At 70.9% G+C, this 14689-nt stretch carries 12 protein-coding genes and 1 pseudogene; 4 read left to right on the forward strand and 9 right to left on the reverse strand.

The window, feature by feature from the left end; genetic code table 11:
* Window positions 1-119 precede the first annotated feature (119 nt).
* The 8 genes and pseudogenes from AB3K78_RS11205 to ilvD all read right to left on the reverse strand — a co-directional run bounded on the left by AB3K78_RS11205 (window position 120) and on the right by ilvD (window position 8871).
* Window positions 120-674: a DUF3180 family protein gene (locus AB3K78_RS11205; RefSeq protein ID WP_416443252.1), complete on the reverse strand. Its 555-nt coding sequence runs from the start codon at window positions 672-674 to the stop codon at window positions 120-122.
* Window positions 674-1189 carry a 2-amino-4-hydroxy-6-hydroxymethyldihydropteridine diphosphokinase gene (gene folK, locus AB3K78_RS11210; RefSeq protein ID WP_416443254.1) on the reverse strand — a complete coding sequence of 172 codons (516 nt, stop codon included), beginning with the start codon at window positions 1187-1189 and terminating at the stop codon, window positions 674-676. The genes AB3K78_RS11205 and folK overlap by 1 nt, the downstream gene beginning before the upstream one ends.
* Entirely contained in the window at window positions 1186-2550 is a 1365-nt protein-coding gene (gene folP, locus AB3K78_RS11215; protein ID WP_416443256.1) for a dihydropteroate synthase, read from the reverse strand. Before folP ends, folK begins: the two co-directional genes overlap by 4 nt.
* Window positions 2543-3124, reverse strand: a complete 582-nt coding sequence (gene folE / locus AB3K78_RS11220; RefSeq protein ID WP_416443258.1) for a GTP cyclohydrolase I FolE — start codon at window positions 3122-3124, stop codon at window positions 2543-2545. Before folE ends, folP begins: the two co-directional genes overlap by 8 nt.
* Entirely contained in the window at window positions 3121-5154 is a 2034-nt protein-coding gene (ftsH, locus tag AB3K78_RS11225; protein ID WP_416443260.1) for an ATP-dependent zinc metalloprotease FtsH, read from the reverse strand. Before ftsH ends, folE begins: the two co-directional genes overlap by 4 nt.
* A 185-nt stretch (window positions 5155-5339) precedes the next feature.
* Complete coding sequence (gene hpt, locus AB3K78_RS11230; protein ID WP_099722936.1) at window positions 5340-5894, reverse strand: hypoxanthine phosphoribosyltransferase; 555 nt, start codon at window positions 5892-5894, stop codon at window positions 5340-5342.
* Window positions 5869-6986: pseudogene (gene tilS / locus AB3K78_RS11235) on the reverse strand (tRNA lysidine(34) synthetase TilS). Before tilS ends, hpt begins: the two are co-directional and overlap by 26 nt.
* A 10-nt stretch (window positions 6987-6996) precedes the next feature.
* The gene (gene ilvD / locus AB3K78_RS11240; protein ID WP_416443263.1) at window positions 6997-8871 is read right to left on the reverse strand and encodes a dihydroxy-acid dehydratase; all 1875 of its coding nucleotides are present in this window, start codon (window positions 8869-8871) and stop codon (window positions 6997-6999) included.
* A 232-nt stretch (window positions 8872-9103) separates the two neighbouring features.
* Here ilvD and AB3K78_RS11245 point away from each other — a divergent pair, with 232 nt between their 5' ends.
* Both AB3K78_RS11245 and ppa read left to right on the forward strand, forming a co-directional pair.
* Window positions 9104-9730 carry a helix-turn-helix transcriptional regulator gene (locus AB3K78_RS11245; protein ID WP_416443265.1) on the forward strand — a complete coding sequence of 209 codons (627 nt, stop codon included), beginning with the start codon at window positions 9104-9106 and terminating at the stop codon, window positions 9728-9730.
* A 146-nt stretch (window positions 9731-9876) separates the two neighbouring features.
* The gene (ppa, locus tag AB3K78_RS11250; RefSeq protein ID WP_416443267.1) at window positions 9877-10368 is read left to right on the forward strand and encodes an inorganic diphosphatase; all 492 of its coding nucleotides are present in this window, start codon (window positions 9877-9879) and stop codon (window positions 10366-10368) included.
* 146 nt (window positions 10369-10514) lie between these two features.
* On the opposite strand, the gene AB3K78_RS11255 is transcribed toward ppa, so the two are convergent.
* Window positions 10515-11828, reverse strand: a complete 1314-nt coding sequence (locus AB3K78_RS11255; RefSeq protein ID WP_416443269.1) for a peptidoglycan DD-metalloendopeptidase family protein — start codon at window positions 11826-11828, stop codon at window positions 10515-10517.
* A 261-nt stretch (window positions 11829-12089) separates the two neighbouring features.
* Here AB3K78_RS11255 and AB3K78_RS11260 point away from each other — a divergent pair, with 261 nt between their 5' ends.
* The gene (locus AB3K78_RS11260) at window positions 12090-13250 is read left to right on the forward strand and encodes an ROK family transcriptional regulator (protein ID WP_416443271.1); all 1161 of its coding nucleotides are present in this window, start codon (window positions 12090-12092) and stop codon (window positions 13248-13250) included.
* An 84-nt stretch (window positions 13251-13334) separates the two neighbouring features.
* Window positions 13335-14684 (forward strand): extracellular solute-binding protein, encoded by a 1350-nt coding sequence (locus AB3K78_RS11265; RefSeq protein ID WP_416443273.1) that lies wholly within the window; start codon window positions 13335-13337, stop codon window positions 14682-14684.
* Window positions 14685-14689 lie beyond the last annotated feature (5 nt).

The following is a 14689-nucleotide window of genomic DNA, read 5'->3' on the forward strand; positions in this document are numbered from 1 at the left end:
TCGACCCGACGACGCATCCGCCGACGACCCGGTACCCCTCGAGCCCGAAGCCCCCGGGTCCGAAGCACCCGGACCCGACGACCCGGGTACGCAACGCCGTGAGCGCTGGGCGCCCCGCCTCAGGTGTCGCGGGGCCGAGTGCGGGTGGCGTGCGGCGCGGGCTCCTCACCCGGACGGCCGACGGCTCCCCCGCCGGTCCCGCTGCCGCCGCCCTCGCCGTCCTCGTCGTCGCTCGGCGGGACGCGGCACCAGTGCTCGACCAGGATCCCGACGACCAGTAGCACCGCGCCGGTGATCGCGGTCGCGAGGATCGGAGCCCAGGTCGCGCCCGGCGCGGGAACGCTGCGCGCGCCGAGCGGCAGCAGCGCGCCGAGGCCGAATCCGCCGAACAGCGCGCCGACGAACTGAGCGGCCCGCGCGGCCGCGAGCAGGCGGACGGCGTGGAACGGATTGACCATGCGATCGGCCCGATGCGTCACCGCACGGCGCAGCAGGATGCCGAGCACCAGCAGCACGCCCGCGAGCACACTGAGGGTGGCCGAGAGCGAGAGGGGCGGAACGAGCGGTGGCATGCCGACGGCGGAGCGCTGCGCCTGCACGAGCGCGCCGACCCCGGCGCCGACGATCCCGAGGACCAGCAGCCAGATCCAGGCGGTGCGATGCTCCCGCTGCATCAGCGCGCGCCCCCGTCCTCGATGCGCGTCGTCGAGTCTCCGACCCGTTCGAGCAGTGCCGCGACCGGCCCGTGGCCCGGCAGCACGGCGTGAGGATCGAGATCGAGCCACGGCGCGAGCACGAAGTCGCGCTCGTGAGCGCGCGGGTGCGGCACGGTGAGCCGGGCGTCGCGGATGCTGCGTCCGCCGTAGAGGATCAGGTCGATGTCGAGCGTGCGGTCGCCCCACCGGACGTCGCGCGTGCGCCCGTGCTCCGCTTCGATGCGCTGCAGCAGGTCGAGGAGGGCGTGCGGATCGAGCGTGGTCTCGGCGATGGCGATCCCGTTGATGTAGCGGGGCGCGTCGGGGTCGGGTCCGTCGAGCGTGAGCGCGATCGTCTCGCGCAGCGGCGAGGCGCTGAGGCTCAGGATTCCCGGTGCGGCGAGGATCTCGGCCTGCGCGTCGGCGATGGTCTCGCCCCGGTCGCCGAGGTTGGCGCCGAAGGCGAGCACGACGGGGACGAGCTGGGCGATCATTCGGAGCCTCCCGCGGAACCGGAACCCGAACCGGAACCGGAACCGGCCGCCGCACGGACGACCGTCACCGACACGTCGCCGAACGGCAGGTCGATGGGGGCCTCGGGCTTGTGCACGGTGAGGCGGACGGCCCGGACTCCGTCGAAGCTCAGCGCGACGTCGGCCGCGCGTTCGGCGACCGTCTCGATGAGGTCGACCGGGTCTCGTTCGACCGCGGCCGAGATGGCCTCGGCCAGCTCCCCGTAGTGCACGGTGCGCGCCAGTTCGTCGCTGCGGGCCGCGGCACCGAGGTCGACCGAGACCTCGGCGTCGATCACAAATCGCTGCCCCCGCTCCCGTTCGAAGTCGAAGACGCCGTGGTGGGCGCGGACCTCGAGGCCCGAGAGGCGGATCAGGTCACCGTCGAACCGGGGCATCGGCTCAGGGACCGGGTCGGTCCCCGCGGCGGAGCGGCCGGGTCGGAGCGCCGGGGTGGGCGCGGGCGCGAGCGCCGAGACCGGCACCGAAGACGGTGCGGGGGCGGAATCCGGCGACGATTCGGCGCGTTCGGCCGCGGCCCAGGCACCGGCCACGGCGAGCGCCTGGACGGTGGACGGGACGTCGTGCACGCGCACGCCCCAGGCTCCCGCGCGGACGGCGAGGGCGCTCGTGACCGCGGTCGCGAGGTCGCGGGCCATCGGGCCGCCCGTGCCGCGCGCGGCTTCCGGCAGCGCGTCGAGCAGTTCGCCGAGCATCCGTTTGCGTGAGATACCGACGAGGATCCGGGCTTCCGGGCCGCCGAGCTCGCGCAGCCGTGCGAGGAGGCGCCAGCCCTGCTCGGCGGTCTTGTCGAAGCCGAGGCCGGGGTCGAGGATGACGCGCCGGGCGTCGACACCGGCAGCGACCGCGCGCTCCGCCGAGCGCGCCAGCGCCTCGCGGATCTCGCCGACCACGTCGAGGTAGCCGGATCGCCGGTGCGCCGGGTCCGGGATCCCGCGCCAGTGCCCGATCGCGAACTCGGCCCCGGAGGCGGCGACGGTTTCGACCATGCGCGGGTCGTGCAGGCCGCCCGAGACGTCGTTGACGATCGAGGCTCCGGCCGCGACCGCGGCCTCGGCGGTTTCGGCGTGGATCGTGTCGATCGAGATGGATGCGCCGGCTTCGACGAGGGCGCGGATGACGGGGAGGACGCGGCGCTGCTCCTCCGCCGGGGGGACCGCCTCGGCTCCCGGACGCGTCGATTCGCCGCCGACGTCGACGATGGTGGCGCCCTGCGCGACGAGCTCGTGTCCGCGGGCGATCGCCGCGTCGAGAGCGTCGAACCGGCCGCCGTCGCTGAACGAGTCGGGCGTGACGTTGAGCACGCCCATGACCTCAGTCATCGGAGCGCTTTCCGAGCAGGGCCATGATGTCCGCGCGCGCAGCCGGCTCCGCGAGGGTGCCGCGGGAGGCGATGGTGACGGCGACCGCATCGGTCTGGCGCACACCGCGATCGGCGACGCAGCCGTGGCTCGCCTCGAGCACCACGAGGACTCCAGCAGGATCGAGGCCATCCTCCAGCACCTGGGCGATCTGCTCGCCGAGCCGCTCCTGCACCTGCGGCCGCGATGCGAGGGTCTCGACGACGCGCGGGATCGCGCTGAGCCCGACCACGCGCTCGGCGGGCCGGTAGGCGATGTGAGCGCGCCCGCGGAAGGGCAGCAGATGGTGCTCGCAGACCGAGCGCAGCGCGATGTCGCGCAGCAGCACGAGCTCGCCCGGACGGTCCCCCACCGGCACGGCGTCGGCGAGGTGCGCCGACGGGTCGACGCCCACGCCGGAGAAGAACTCGGCGTAGGCGTCGGCCACGCGAGCGGGAGTGCTCGCGAGTTCGTGGCGATCGGGATCCTCGCCGATCGCCGCCAGCAGCTCCCGCACGGCGGCGGCGATGCGCGGGCGATCGACGCTCGGGGTCATGATTCGGCGCTCGGTCCCGCGGGAGCCGGCGGCACCGGCGGAGCCTGCGGCCCGGTCGGCTCCTGCGGAGCAGCCGGGGCCTGCGGCGCCGCCTGGGGCGCGTCAGTGGCGACCGAGGCGGGCACCTCGATGGGCGGTCGATCGGAGACCGGACGCTCCTGGTGCGAGAGCCAGGTGGGGCGTTCGGGGAGCTTCTTCACGTCGCGGAAGATCTCGGCGATCTGGATGTGGTCGAGCGTCTCCTTTTCGAGCAGTTCGCGCGCCAGGTCGTCGAGGATGTCGCGGTTCAGGACGAGCACCTCGTAGGCCTCGTTGTGCGCCTGCTCCATGAGTGCCCGCACCTCTGCGTCGATCTCGACGGCGATGCCCTCGGAGTAGTCGCGGCTCTGCCCGTACTCGCCGAGGAACGCGCCCGGCTGCGCCTGACCGAGCTTGACCGGGCCGACCGAGGCCGACATGCCGTACTCGGTGACCATCTTGCGCGCCGTGCCGGTGGCCTTCTCGATGTCGTTCCCCGCGCCCGTGGTCGGGTCGTGGAACACCAGTTCTTCGGCGACGCGCCCGCCGAGGGCGTAGGCGAGCTGATCCTGCAGCTCGTTGCGCGTAACCGAGTACTTGTCTTCGAGCGGGATCACCATCGTGTAGCCGAGCGCGCGGCCGCGCGGGAGGATCGTGATCTTGGTGACCGGGTCGGTGTGGTTGAGCGCCGCGGCGACGAGCGCGTGGCCGCCCTCGTGGTACGCCGTGATCAGCTTCTCCTGGTCCTTCATGACCCGGGTGCGGCGCTGCGGGCCGGCGACCACGCGGTCGATGGCCTCGTCGAGCGCGCGGTTGTCGATGAGCTGCGCGTGCGATCGCGCCGTCAGCAGCGCGGCCTCGTTGAGCACGTTCGCGAGGTCGGCGCCCGAGAAGCCGGGGGTCTTGCGCGCGACGACGTCGAGATCGACGTTCTTCGAGAGGGGCTTGCCCGCCGAGTGCACCTCGAGGATCTTGCGACGGCCCGCCATGTCGGGTGCGTCGACGCCGATCTGACGGTCGAAGCGGCCCGGGCGCAGCAGCGCGGGATCGAGCATGTCGGGACGGTTGGTCGCCGCGATCATGATCACGTTCGTCTTGGGATCGAAGCCGTCCATCTCGACGAGCAGCTGGTTGAGCGTCTGCTCGCGCTCGTCGTGGCCGCCGCCCATGCCCTGGCCCCGGCGCTGGCCGACCGCGTCGATCTCGTCGACGAAGATGATGGCCGGCGCGTTCGCCTTGGCCTCCTTGAAGAGATCGCGCACACGGCTCGCGCCGACGCCGACGAACATCTCGACGAAGTCGGATCCCGAGATCGAGTAGAAGGGCACGCCGGCCTCACCGGCCACCGCGCGCGCCAGCAGGGTCTTGCCCGTGCCGGGAGGGCCGTAGAGCAGCACGCCCTTGGGGATCCGTGCGCCGACCGCCTGGAATCGCGAGGCGTCCTGCAGGAAGTCCTTGATCTCGTGCAGCTCTTCGACCGCTTCGTCGGCGCCGGCGACGTCGGCGAAGGTGACGGTCGGCGCCTCCTTCGAGACGAGCTTCGCCCGGGACTTGCCGAACTGCATGACCTTGTTGCCGCCGCCCTGCATCGACGACAGCATCCACCAGAAGAACAGGCCGATGAGCAGCACGGGCAGCAGGAAGCCGAGCAGCGACCACAGCGGGTTGGGCTGCGGCACCTGGTCGGTGTAGCCGTTCTTCGGAGCGGCCTTGGTGACGGCCTCGACCACGGACTCGCCGCGGGGCCCGACGTAGTAGAAGAAGACCTCGTCGGTGCCGGTCTTCTTGTCGACGGAGTTCAGCGTGAGGTTGACGCGCTGGTCGCCGTCGATGATCTCGGCCTGCTTGACCTTGCCCTCCGACAGCAGTTCGAGACCGCGCTCGGTCTTCACCTCGCGCGAACCGCCGCCCATGATCAGCATCCACCCGACCAGCACGATGATGGGCGCGAGGATCAGGTAGATCAGGGGGCCGCGGAACAGCTTCTTCCCCTTGGACAGTGTCTCAGCCACGTTGGGCCCTTTCTGGGTCCGGCGGGTGCGCTGAGCTCAGCCCGTCCGCCGCATGTCGATTCGACCGCGATGCCGATGCGGCGCGTGCCGCACCGGACTTCACGAGTGCAAGCGTAGCCGCCCGGTCTGACAACGCCCCCGGCTTCCGCCGAGGGCGAACCGAGGAACGGCCCCGAACCGCCCGGCTACTCGCTGTAGACGTGCGGTGCGAGGATCGCGACGTCGCGCAGGTTGCGGTAGCGCTCGGCGTAGTCGAGCCCGTAGCCGACGACGAAGTCGACCGGGATGTCGTAGCCGACGTAGTCGACCTCGAGGTCGACCTTCATCGCCTCGGGCTTGCGCAGCATGGTGCAGATGCGCACCGACTTCGCCCCGCGGCTCTCGAGGTTCTCCTTCAGCCAGGACAGGGTGAGTCCGGAGTCGATGATGTCCTCGACGATGAGCACGTCGCGGCCGGTCAGGTCGGCGTCGAGATCCTTCATGATCTTGACGACGCCGCTCGACTTGGTGCCGGCACCGTAGGAGCTGACGGCCATCCAGTCCATCTCGGCGTGGAAGCGGAGTTCGCGCGAGAGATCCGCCATGACCATGACGGCGCCCTTGAGCACGCCGACGAGCAGCGGCGGCTCGTCCCGGTAGTCGGCTTCGATCTCGCGCGCCAGCTCCGCGAGCCGTGCGTGCAGCTCGGCTTCGGTGTGCAGCACGACCGTGAGGTCATCGCCGAGGTGGGACGCGTCCATGTGACTCCTGCTCTCGCTCGAAAGGTGTGGCAGCGGTGAACACGAGGCGCTCACCGGCACGAACTACTGTAGCGCCGGGGACGGTGAGCGGTCCCTGACCGCGCCACTCGGTGATGAGCCGATCGATCTCGAGCGTGTGGGTCCGCGAGAGCAGGGCCCCGAACTCGTCGCGCGCCACCCGGCGGATCACCCGGTGCCGGATCGCAGCCGGATTCGCGGCGAGTGCGGGGATCCGCACGGCGATCCCCGCCTCGGCGAACTCGACCAGTTCCTCGATGCACTCGTCGACCATCCCGTCGAGCGCGTCCGCGTCCTCGCGCGCCTGCTCGGCGCTGCGGGCGAGCGCCGCGGCCACGCCGGGACCCAGCTCCCGCTCGAGGACCGGCAGCACGGTGGTGCGGGCCCGCACGCGGGCGAACACCGGGTCCGCGTTCTGCGGATCGGTCCAGGGGTCCAGTCCCTGCGCCGCGCAGGCGGCCTCGGTGCTGGATCGCGGAACCCCCAGCAGGGGACGCAGGATCCGCCCGCGGCGCGGGGGATTCCCGCGATGGATCGGGTGCCCGAGCCGCGCGAAAGGCCGAGCAGCACCTGCTCCGCCTGGTCGTCGCGGGTGTGGGCGGTGAGGATCGCGACCGCGCCAGAGTCGTCGGCCGCGGCCTCGAGCGCGGCGTATCGGGCGCGCCGGGCGGCGGCCTCCGGCCCGTCGGGACCCGCGGCCTCGACGACGACCTGCCGCACGAGCACCGGATCGAGGCCGAGCGCCCGCGCCTGCTCCGCGGCTCGCTCGGCTGCGGCGGCCGACCCCGCCTGCAGTCCGTGGTCCACGACCACCGCGCCGAAGCGGTACGTGCCCGAGCGCGCCTCGTGCGCTGCAGCGGCCGCGAGAGCCAGCGAGTCGGCCCCGCCCGACAGGGCGACGAGCACGAGGGACGGGACCGGATCCTGCGACTCGCGAACTCGCGCGGGATGACGGGAGGGGCCGTTCCCTCCGCCGTCCCGCGCGATGGAGGCGTCGCCGGATCCCAGCGCGCGCCGCAGCGCGAGCCGGATCTCGGCGACCGCCGGGTCGAGCGGCGGGAGGCGCGGCGTCACGATCCTGCGCTCAGAACGTGACGGTCGTGCCGGCCTCGGGCACCACGCGCACCGCGCCCTTGTCGGCCGACTGGGCGAACGCCGCGTAGGCGCGCAGCGCCGGCGAGACCTCGCGCACGCGGCTCTTCGGGCGGTACCCGCCGTTCGCCTCGAGCTCGGCGCGGCGGCGGTCGAGCTCCTCCTGCGGCACGTCGAGCGCGAGCTTGCGAGTGGGGATGTCGATCGACACGATGTCGCCGTCCTCGACGAGGGCGATGACGCCGCCCGCGGCCGCCTCGGGCGAGACGTGCCCGATCGAGAGCCCGGAGGTGCCGCCGGAGAAGCGGCCGTCGGTGACCAGCGCGCAGGCCTTGCCGAGGCCGCGGCCCTTGAGGAACGAGGTCGGGTAGAGCATCTCCTGCATGCCGGGGCCGCCCTTGGGGCCCTCGTAACGGATCACGACGACGTCACCCTCGGTCACCTGCTTGTTCAGGATCTTCTCGACGGCCTCGTCCTGCGACTCGCACACCACGGCGGGTCCCGAGAAGGTCCAGATCGATTCGTCGACGCCCGCGGTCTTGACGACCGCGCCGTCGACGGCGAGGTTGCCGCGCAGCACGCCGAGGCCGCCGTCCTTCGAGTAGGCGTGCTCGACGCTGTGGATGCAGCCGTTCTCGGCGTCGAGATCGAGGTCGCGCCAGCGCTCCGACTGCGAGAACGCGGTCGACGAGCGCTTGCCGCCGGGCGCCGCATGCCACAGCTCGAACGCTTCGTCGCTGGCCTTGCCGCCGCGCACGTCCCACTCGTCGAGCCACTCGCCGAGCGTCGCCGCATGCACCGTGTGCACCTGGTCGTCGAGCATCCCGCCGCGGCGCAGCTCGCCGAGCAGGGCGGGGATCCCGCCGGCGCGGTGCACGTCCTCCATGTAGTAGGTCTTGCCGTTCGCCACGTTGGGGGCGACCTTCGCGAGGCAGGGGACGCGGCGCGAGACCGCGTCGATCTCGTCGAGGCCGAAGTCGACCCCGGCCTCGTGCGCCGCGGCGAGCAGGTGCAGGATCGTGTTGGTCGAACCGCCCATGGCGATGTCGAGCGCCATGGCGTTCCCGAAGGCGGCGGGGGTCGCGATGTTGCGCGGCAGCACCGACGCGTCGTCGCCCTCGTAATAGCGCTTCGTGATGTCGACGACCAGCGCGCCGGCCTTCTCGTAGAGCGCGCGGCGGGCGGTGTGCGTCGCCAGGGTCGAGCCGTTCCCGGGCAGTGAGAGGCCGATCGCCTCGGTGAGGCAGTTCATCGAGTTCGCGGTGAACATGCCCGAGCACGAACCGCACGTCGGGCAGGCCGACTCCTCGATCTTCTGGATGTCCTCGTCGGAGACGTTCTCGTTCACGGCCTCGGAGATCGCGTCGACGAGATCGAGCGTGCGTACCATGCCGTTCGCGAGCACCGCCCGACCCGACTCCATCGGGCCGCCCGAGACGAACACCGTCGGGATGTTGAGGCGCAGGGCCGCAAGCAGCATCCCGGGGGTGATCTTGTCGCAGTTCGAGATGCAGATCAGCGCGTCGGCGCAGTGCGCGTTGGCCATGTACTCGACCGAGTCGGCGATCAGATCGCGCGAGGGCAGCGAATAGAGCATGCCGCCGTGGCCCATCGCGATCCCGTCGTCGACCGCGATGGTGTTGAACTCTCGGGGGATGCCGCCCGCGGCGGTGATGGCGTCCGAGACGATGCGTCCGACGGGGGCGAGGTGCGTGTGCCCCGGGACGAACTCGGTGAACGAGTTCGCGACCGCGATGATCGGCTTGCGGCCGAGATCGGCACCGTTGACGCCGGCGGCGCGGAACAGCGCGCGGGCGCCCGCCATGTTGCGTCCGTGGGTGACCGTGTGGGAACGATAGATGACCATGCTCCGCATTTTGGCGGAGTTCGCGGGGAACGCAAAGTCAGCACGGGTACTGGTACTCGCAGTACTGTTGGTTCGTGATCCGACCCCGCACTCCCCGACGCGAGCAGCTGGGCGAGTTCCTCGCCACTCGCAGACGCGCGCTCCGCCGCGCCGAGCTCGGACTCCCCGGGGTGCCCGCAGACGCGAGACCGGTCTCAGCCGCGAGGAGATCTCGGCGCTCGCAGGCGTCAGCGTGAGCTGGTACACCTGGCTCGAGCAGGGGCGCGACATCAACGTCTCGAACCAGGTGCTCACGGCGGTGGCGCGGGTGCTGCGCCTCTCGCCCGACGAGACGGCCTACGTCGTCGCGCTCGCGGCGCCCGCCGAGGGATCCGAGGATCCGACGCCCGAGGCGGCCCCCGAGCACCTGCAGCACCTCGTCGACGCGCTCCCCTTCCCCGCCTTCATCGTGGCCGCCGACTGGGCGATCGTCGGATGGAACGACGGATACGCGGAGCTCTACCCGCCGATCGCCGCGCTGGCGCCCGAAGACCGCAATCTGATCTGGCTCGTCTACACGGACCCCCGATTGCGGAGCATGCTGCCCGACTGGGAGCGCGACAGCCGCAGCTTCCTGGCCGAGTTCCGCACCGAATCGGGGGTGCGCCTGAGTTCCGACCGGCACCGGGCGCTCGTGGCGCGGCTGCGCGAGGCCAGCGCCGACTTCCGGGCGCAGTGGGCGGAGCACGCGATCGAGCGCTTCACCTCGCGCACGCGCGTCTTCGTCCTGCCCGACGGCGAGCGCCGCTTCGAACACCACCGGCTCGTGCCGTCGGACGCCGCCGGCCTGCACGTCGTCGCCTACGTGCCGATCGGCTGAGCGTCTCTCCGGGGTGCCGACCCCGGTTTCCCGGTGTCCCGCACGCGGGCGCGGCGGCGCGGGCGGGTACGCTTGACCCGTGATCCGGCGCGCCCGGATCCCGCATCCGTGCACATCGCTTTCAACTACAGCGCAAGGAGCCGCACATGACCGCAGCATTCGACGCCGTCATCGAGATCCCCAAGGGGAGCCGCAACAAGTACGAGGTCGATCACGAGACCGGCCGGGTGTACCTCGACCGCGTGCTCTACACGGGCTTCGTCTACCCCACCGACTACGGCTTCTTCGAGGAGACCCTCGGCGAGGACGGCGATCCGCTCGACGTGCTCGTGCTGCTCGACTACCCGGTGTTCCCCGGTGTCGGCGTCAAGGTGCGCCCGGTCGGCGTGCTCAAGATGAGCGACGAGGCCGGCGGTGACGACAAGGTCATCGCGGTGCAGCACAAGGACCCGCGCTGGGCCCACATCCAGGACGTCTCCGATATCCCGGAGTACACCCGCAAGGAGATCGAGCACTTCTTCGAGCACTACAAGGACCTCGAGCCCGGCAAGTGGGTCAAGGTCGACGCGTGGGGTTCGGCCGCCGACGCCGAGCAGCTCATCGTCGAGGCTCGTCAGCGACTCGCAGACCAGCACTGAGGTGGATGCGGGGCGCGAGGAACGAGCGCCCCGCAGTCAGGAGCGGCTGCAGGCCGAGGGCCGCTGAAGCAGCGGAGCCGCAGGCTCCGGTACGTCGAAGGGGCGGGGATCTCATGATCCCCGCCCCTTCGACGTACCGGCCCGTCTCAGAAGTTGATGACGAACGCCGGGTTCACGAAGTCGGACCAGTTGTTGTCTTGGACGGGACGCATCTCGAAGTGGAGGTGCGGGCCGCTGCTGCAGCCGGTGCTGCCGACGTAACCCACTACCTGGCCCCGCTGCACGTACTGACCGTTGCCGACGAGCGACCAGCTCGCCATGTGGGCGTACCGGGTCTGCCAGCCGTTGGGGTGGTTGATGCTGACCATGTTGCCGCCGCAGCCGTCCCAGTAGGCCGATGCGACTGTGCCCGACATCGCGGCGCGGATCGGGGTGCCGTACGCGGTCGCGAGGTCGATGCCGGTGTGGTCGGGCCGGCCCGGCGGGCGGAAGCCCTCGGAGACGAAGTAACCGGTGACGGGGATCAGCCAGCCGTTGCTGCTGCCGTTGTTTCCTCCACCACCTGGGTTGGGGTTGATCGGCGGGTTGCCTCCGCCGGTGTTCCCTCCGCCGGCGTTCTCCTGCTCGCGGCGCTTGCGCTCTTCCTCCTGGATCCGGCGGTTCTCGGCCTCGATCCGCTGCCGCTCGAGTTCCTCCTGACGCAGGCGCTCCTGGTAGCCCGCGACCGTCTTGGTGGTCTTGTCCTGCAGCGCGGCGAGCTGGGTCTCCAGGACCTTGACCTGGTCCTCCTGCTTGCGCACGACCTCGCCCTGATTCGCCACGGCATCCGCAGCGGCCTTCTCCGCGACCTCCGCCTCCTTGCTGAGCCGGTCGCGCTCGGCCTTCGCCGCCTCGGCCTGCTTGCCGAGCGACTCGGCGTTGTTGGTGCTCTGCTCCGCCTGCTCCGAGAGCACGGTGTTGCGCTCGGTGGCCTTCGACATCGAGGCGAGGCGCCCGAGCAGCGCGTCGGCCGTGTCCTTGTTGGAGTCGAGGAACAGCTCGAGGTTGCGGTCGACGCCGCCCGATCGGTACATCTGGGCGACCAGCGCGGCGGCCTGCTCCTTCGCCTGATCCGCTTCCTTCTTGCTGGCCGCGGCAGCGGCCTCCAGCGTGCTGGCCCGCTTCCCCGCCTCGACGAGCTTCTGCTGCGCCAGGTTCTTGGCCTCGATCTTGTCGCTGTGCAGGTTGCGCAGGCGATCGAGCTCCTTCTTCTGGCCGACGATGAGCTGCTCGATCTCCTTGACCTTGGCGTCGGTCGCGGCCTGGTTCGCCTTGGCGCGCTGCACGTCGTCCCAGGTCGGGAGATCGACGGCGTGCGCCGCGGGCGGGGTCGCCGGCGGCGCCGTCAGCAGGGTCGCTGCGATGACGAGCGCGCCAAGGATGCCCCAGCGGGCGCGGTTGGCCTTGCGGCGCTCGGTCATGCGGAACCCACCTCTACCTGTTCGTCGTGCACGGATCCGCGGACGCTGACGGCGAACGCAGACACCCGATCACGGTATCAAACGGCCCCGGCGCTCGCCGAGACCCCTCGCCGCAGCGCACTCGGCTCACGTTCAGCTTTAGGGTGAGACTTTGCCGCCGACCTGCGAAGCGCGCCATGCCTCGGTCACGGTTCGGTCACGGATCGGAAATCTCCGCGACCGATATTGCTCAATATTAGTTTGTACGCTTTACTAACTCGCATGGACCCCGCAATGCAGCGCTCTCCCGCACCCGCTCGGCGTGCGCCCGGCGCGCTCCGTGTCGGAGCGAAGGCGCTCCCCGGCGACGCTCGACGGCACAACCGCACGCTCGTGCTCCAGACGGTCTACCGGAGCGGCCCCGCGAGCCGGGCCGACATCGCCCGAGCGACCCAGCTCACCAAGGTCACCGTCTCCGATCTCGTCGCCGAGCTCACGGCCGAGGGGCTCATGCTCGAGCTCGGCACCCGGGAGGTCACCGGCCCGGGGAAGCCGGCCATGCTCGTCGACCTCGCGCGCGACACCCACGCGATCGTCAGCCTCGACCTCAGCGACCACCGCCGCTTCCGCGGCGCCGTGCTCGACCTCGACGGCCGGATCCTGCACCGCGCCGACGCCCCGCTCGACGGCGCCGTCGGCGACGCTGCGGTCGAACGCACCGTCGCCCTCGCCGAAGAGCTCGTCTCCCGCACCGGCCTCTCGCTGCTCGGGCTCGGCGTCGGCACCCCGGGCGTCGTCGACGACGGAGGCACCGTGCGCACCGCGCCGAACCTCGGCTGGGCCGACGTGCCGCTCCAGCGGATCCTGCAGGAGCGCACCGGCCTGCCCACGGTCGTCGCCAACGACGGCAACGCCGGCGTCCTCGCCGAGCACAACTTCGGCGGCGCGGGCGACGACCTGATGCTCATCGCCATCGGGCACGGCCTCGGTTCCGGCCTGATCGTCGGCGGCGTGCCCGTGGTGGGCAGCTGCTTCGCCGGCGGCGAGATCGGGCAGGTGATGGTCGGTTCCGACCTTCCGCTCGATGCCCCCTATTCCCGCGAGCAGGTGCTCGAGCACTGGCTGTCGGTCCCCGGACTCACGGCGGCGCTCGCGGAAGCCGGCGATGACGGGCGCGAGCGCGTGCTCCGCGAGGCGGGGCAGCGCCTCGGCACGGCTCTCGCGCCCGTCGTCGGCGCACTGAACCTCTCCGAGATCGTGCTCGCCGGCCCCCAGGAGCTCGTCGGCGACGTGCTCGCGGAGGCCACGCTCGAGATCCTGCAGCGGCGCACGCTGCCGGAGTCGCACCGCGGGCTCGTCATCCGCACGAGCTCGCAGGGCTCCGACCTGATCCTGCGCGGTGCCACCGCGCTCGTGCTCCAGGCGCAGCTCGGCATCACCTGACCCACCGCCCGCGGGCGCAGACCTCACCGACGCAAGACCCCGCGGACCGGCACCGCCGGCACCGCACCCCAGAAAGGAATCACCATGAAGAAGAGAACGCTCGTCGGCCTCGCCGCCGCGGCCGTCGCTTCCGCTCTCGTGCTCTCGGGCTGCTCGCAGGGCAGCGCGAACACCGCGGGCAGCGACAACAAGGGCAAGTCGATCACCATGTGGGTGATCGGCGCCGACACCCCCAAAGAGCTCCGCGACTACCTCAAGAAGGAGTTCACGAAGAAGACCGGGGCCGAGCTCAAGATCGAGGAGCAGACCTGGGGCGACATCGTCACCAAGCTGACCACCTCGCTGCCCGACAAGAACAACACCCCCGACGTCACCGAGATCGGCAACACGCAGTCGCCGACCTTCACCAACGTCGGCGCCTTCCTCGACGTGAGCGACATCTACGATGAGCTCGGCGGCAAGAACCTGCTGCAGTCCTTCGTCGACGCCGGCAAGGTCGACGGCAAGAACTACACGCTCCCCTACTACTTCGGGTCGCGCTACATGTTCATGCGCAAGGACATCTGGAGCGCCGCGGGGCAGCAGGTGCCCAAGACGCTCGACGAGTTCAACGCGGCGGTCAAGACGATCGCCGAGAAGAACCCGAAGGGGATCAAGAACTTCTCGGGCTTCTACCTGGGCGGCCAGGACTGGCGCGACGGCGTCTCGTGGATCTTCGCCAACGGCGGCGACATCGCCCAGCTGAAGGACGGCAAGTGGAAGGCCACCCTCGACTCCCCCGAGTCGCTGAAGGGACTCCAGCAGCTGCAGGAGATCTACCGCACCGCGTCGAAGGCGCCGAACGATGCCAAGGACGCGAACCAGTACCAGTTCCTCAACGACTCGGACGAGGTCAAGGACGAGGCCGGCCAGGTCACGCAGAACCTGTCGCTGAGCGCCGCCACGATCATGGCGCCGGGCTGGGCGCACTGGTCGATCGGCGACCTGAAGAAGGACGACAAGGGCGAGCCGACCCGCGTGTGGAACGACACGACCTTCGGCACCTTCGTGCTCCCGGGCAACGACGGCAAGCCCGCCCCGGTCTTCGCCGGCGGCTCGAACATCGGCATCTCGGCCGCCACCAAGGAGCCGGCGCTCGCCAAGGATCTGATGCGGATCATCTTCTCCAAGGAGTACCAGGAGATGCTCGGCAAGAACGGCCTCGGCCCGGCGAACCAGGAGTACACCTCCTCGCTCGGCGACGACCAGTTCGCGAAGGCCCTCGTCGAGTCGGCGTCGAACTCGAAGCTGACCCCGGCGGCCCCGGGCTGGGCGTCGATCGAGGCGAAGAACATCATGGAGGAGTTCTTCTCCCAGATCCGCGACTCGAACGATCTCGAGAAGCTGGCGAAGGACACCAACGCCAAGCTCGACGCACTGCTCAACCAGAAGTGACGCCG

It is taken from the genome of Leucobacter sp. HNU (assembly GCF_047946755.1).
In the GTDB taxonomy this organism is placed as follows: domain Bacteria; phylum Actinomycetota; class Actinomycetes; order Actinomycetales; family Microbacteriaceae; genus Leucobacter.

Excerpts from the sequence above, each read along its gene's own strand:
- folE (WP_416443258.1), bottom strand. The coding sequence starts at position 3,124 with ATGACCCCGAGCGTCGATCGCCCGCGCATCGCCGCCGCCGTGCGGGAG.
- AB3K78_RS11260 (WP_416443271.1), top strand. The coding sequence starts at position 12,090 with ATGGACCCCGCAATGCAGCGCTCTCCCGCACCCGCTCGGCGTGCGCCC.
- folK (WP_416443254.1), bottom strand. The coding sequence starts at position 1,189 with ATGATCGCCCAGCTCGTCCCCGTCGTGCTCGCCTTCGGCGCCAACCTC.
- AB3K78_RS11205 (WP_416443252.1), bottom strand. The coding sequence starts at position 674 with ATGCAGCGGGAGCATCGCACCGCCTGGATCTGGCTGCTGGTCCTCGGG.
- AB3K78_RS11265 (WP_416443273.1), top strand. The coding sequence starts at position 13,335 with ATGAAGAAGAGAACGCTCGTCGGCCTCGCCGCCGCGGCCGTCGCTTCC.
- ilvD (WP_416443263.1), bottom strand. The coding sequence starts at position 8,871 with ATGGTCATCTATCGTTCCCACACGGTCACCCACGGACGCAACATGGCG.
- ppa (WP_416443267.1), top strand. The coding sequence starts at position 9,877 with ATGACCGCAGCATTCGACGCCGTCATCGAGATCCCCAAGGGGAGCCGC.
- hpt (WP_099722936.1), bottom strand. The coding sequence starts at position 5,894 with ATGGACGCGTCCCACCTCGGCGATGACCTCACGGTCGTGCTGCACACC.
- folP (WP_416443256.1), bottom strand. The coding sequence starts at position 2,550 with ATGACTGAGGTCATGGGCGTGCTCAACGTCACGCCCGACTCGTTCAGC.
- AB3K78_RS11255 (WP_416443269.1), bottom strand. The coding sequence starts at position 11,828 with ATGACCGAGCGCCGCAAGGCCAACCGCGCCCGCTGGGGCATCCTTGGC.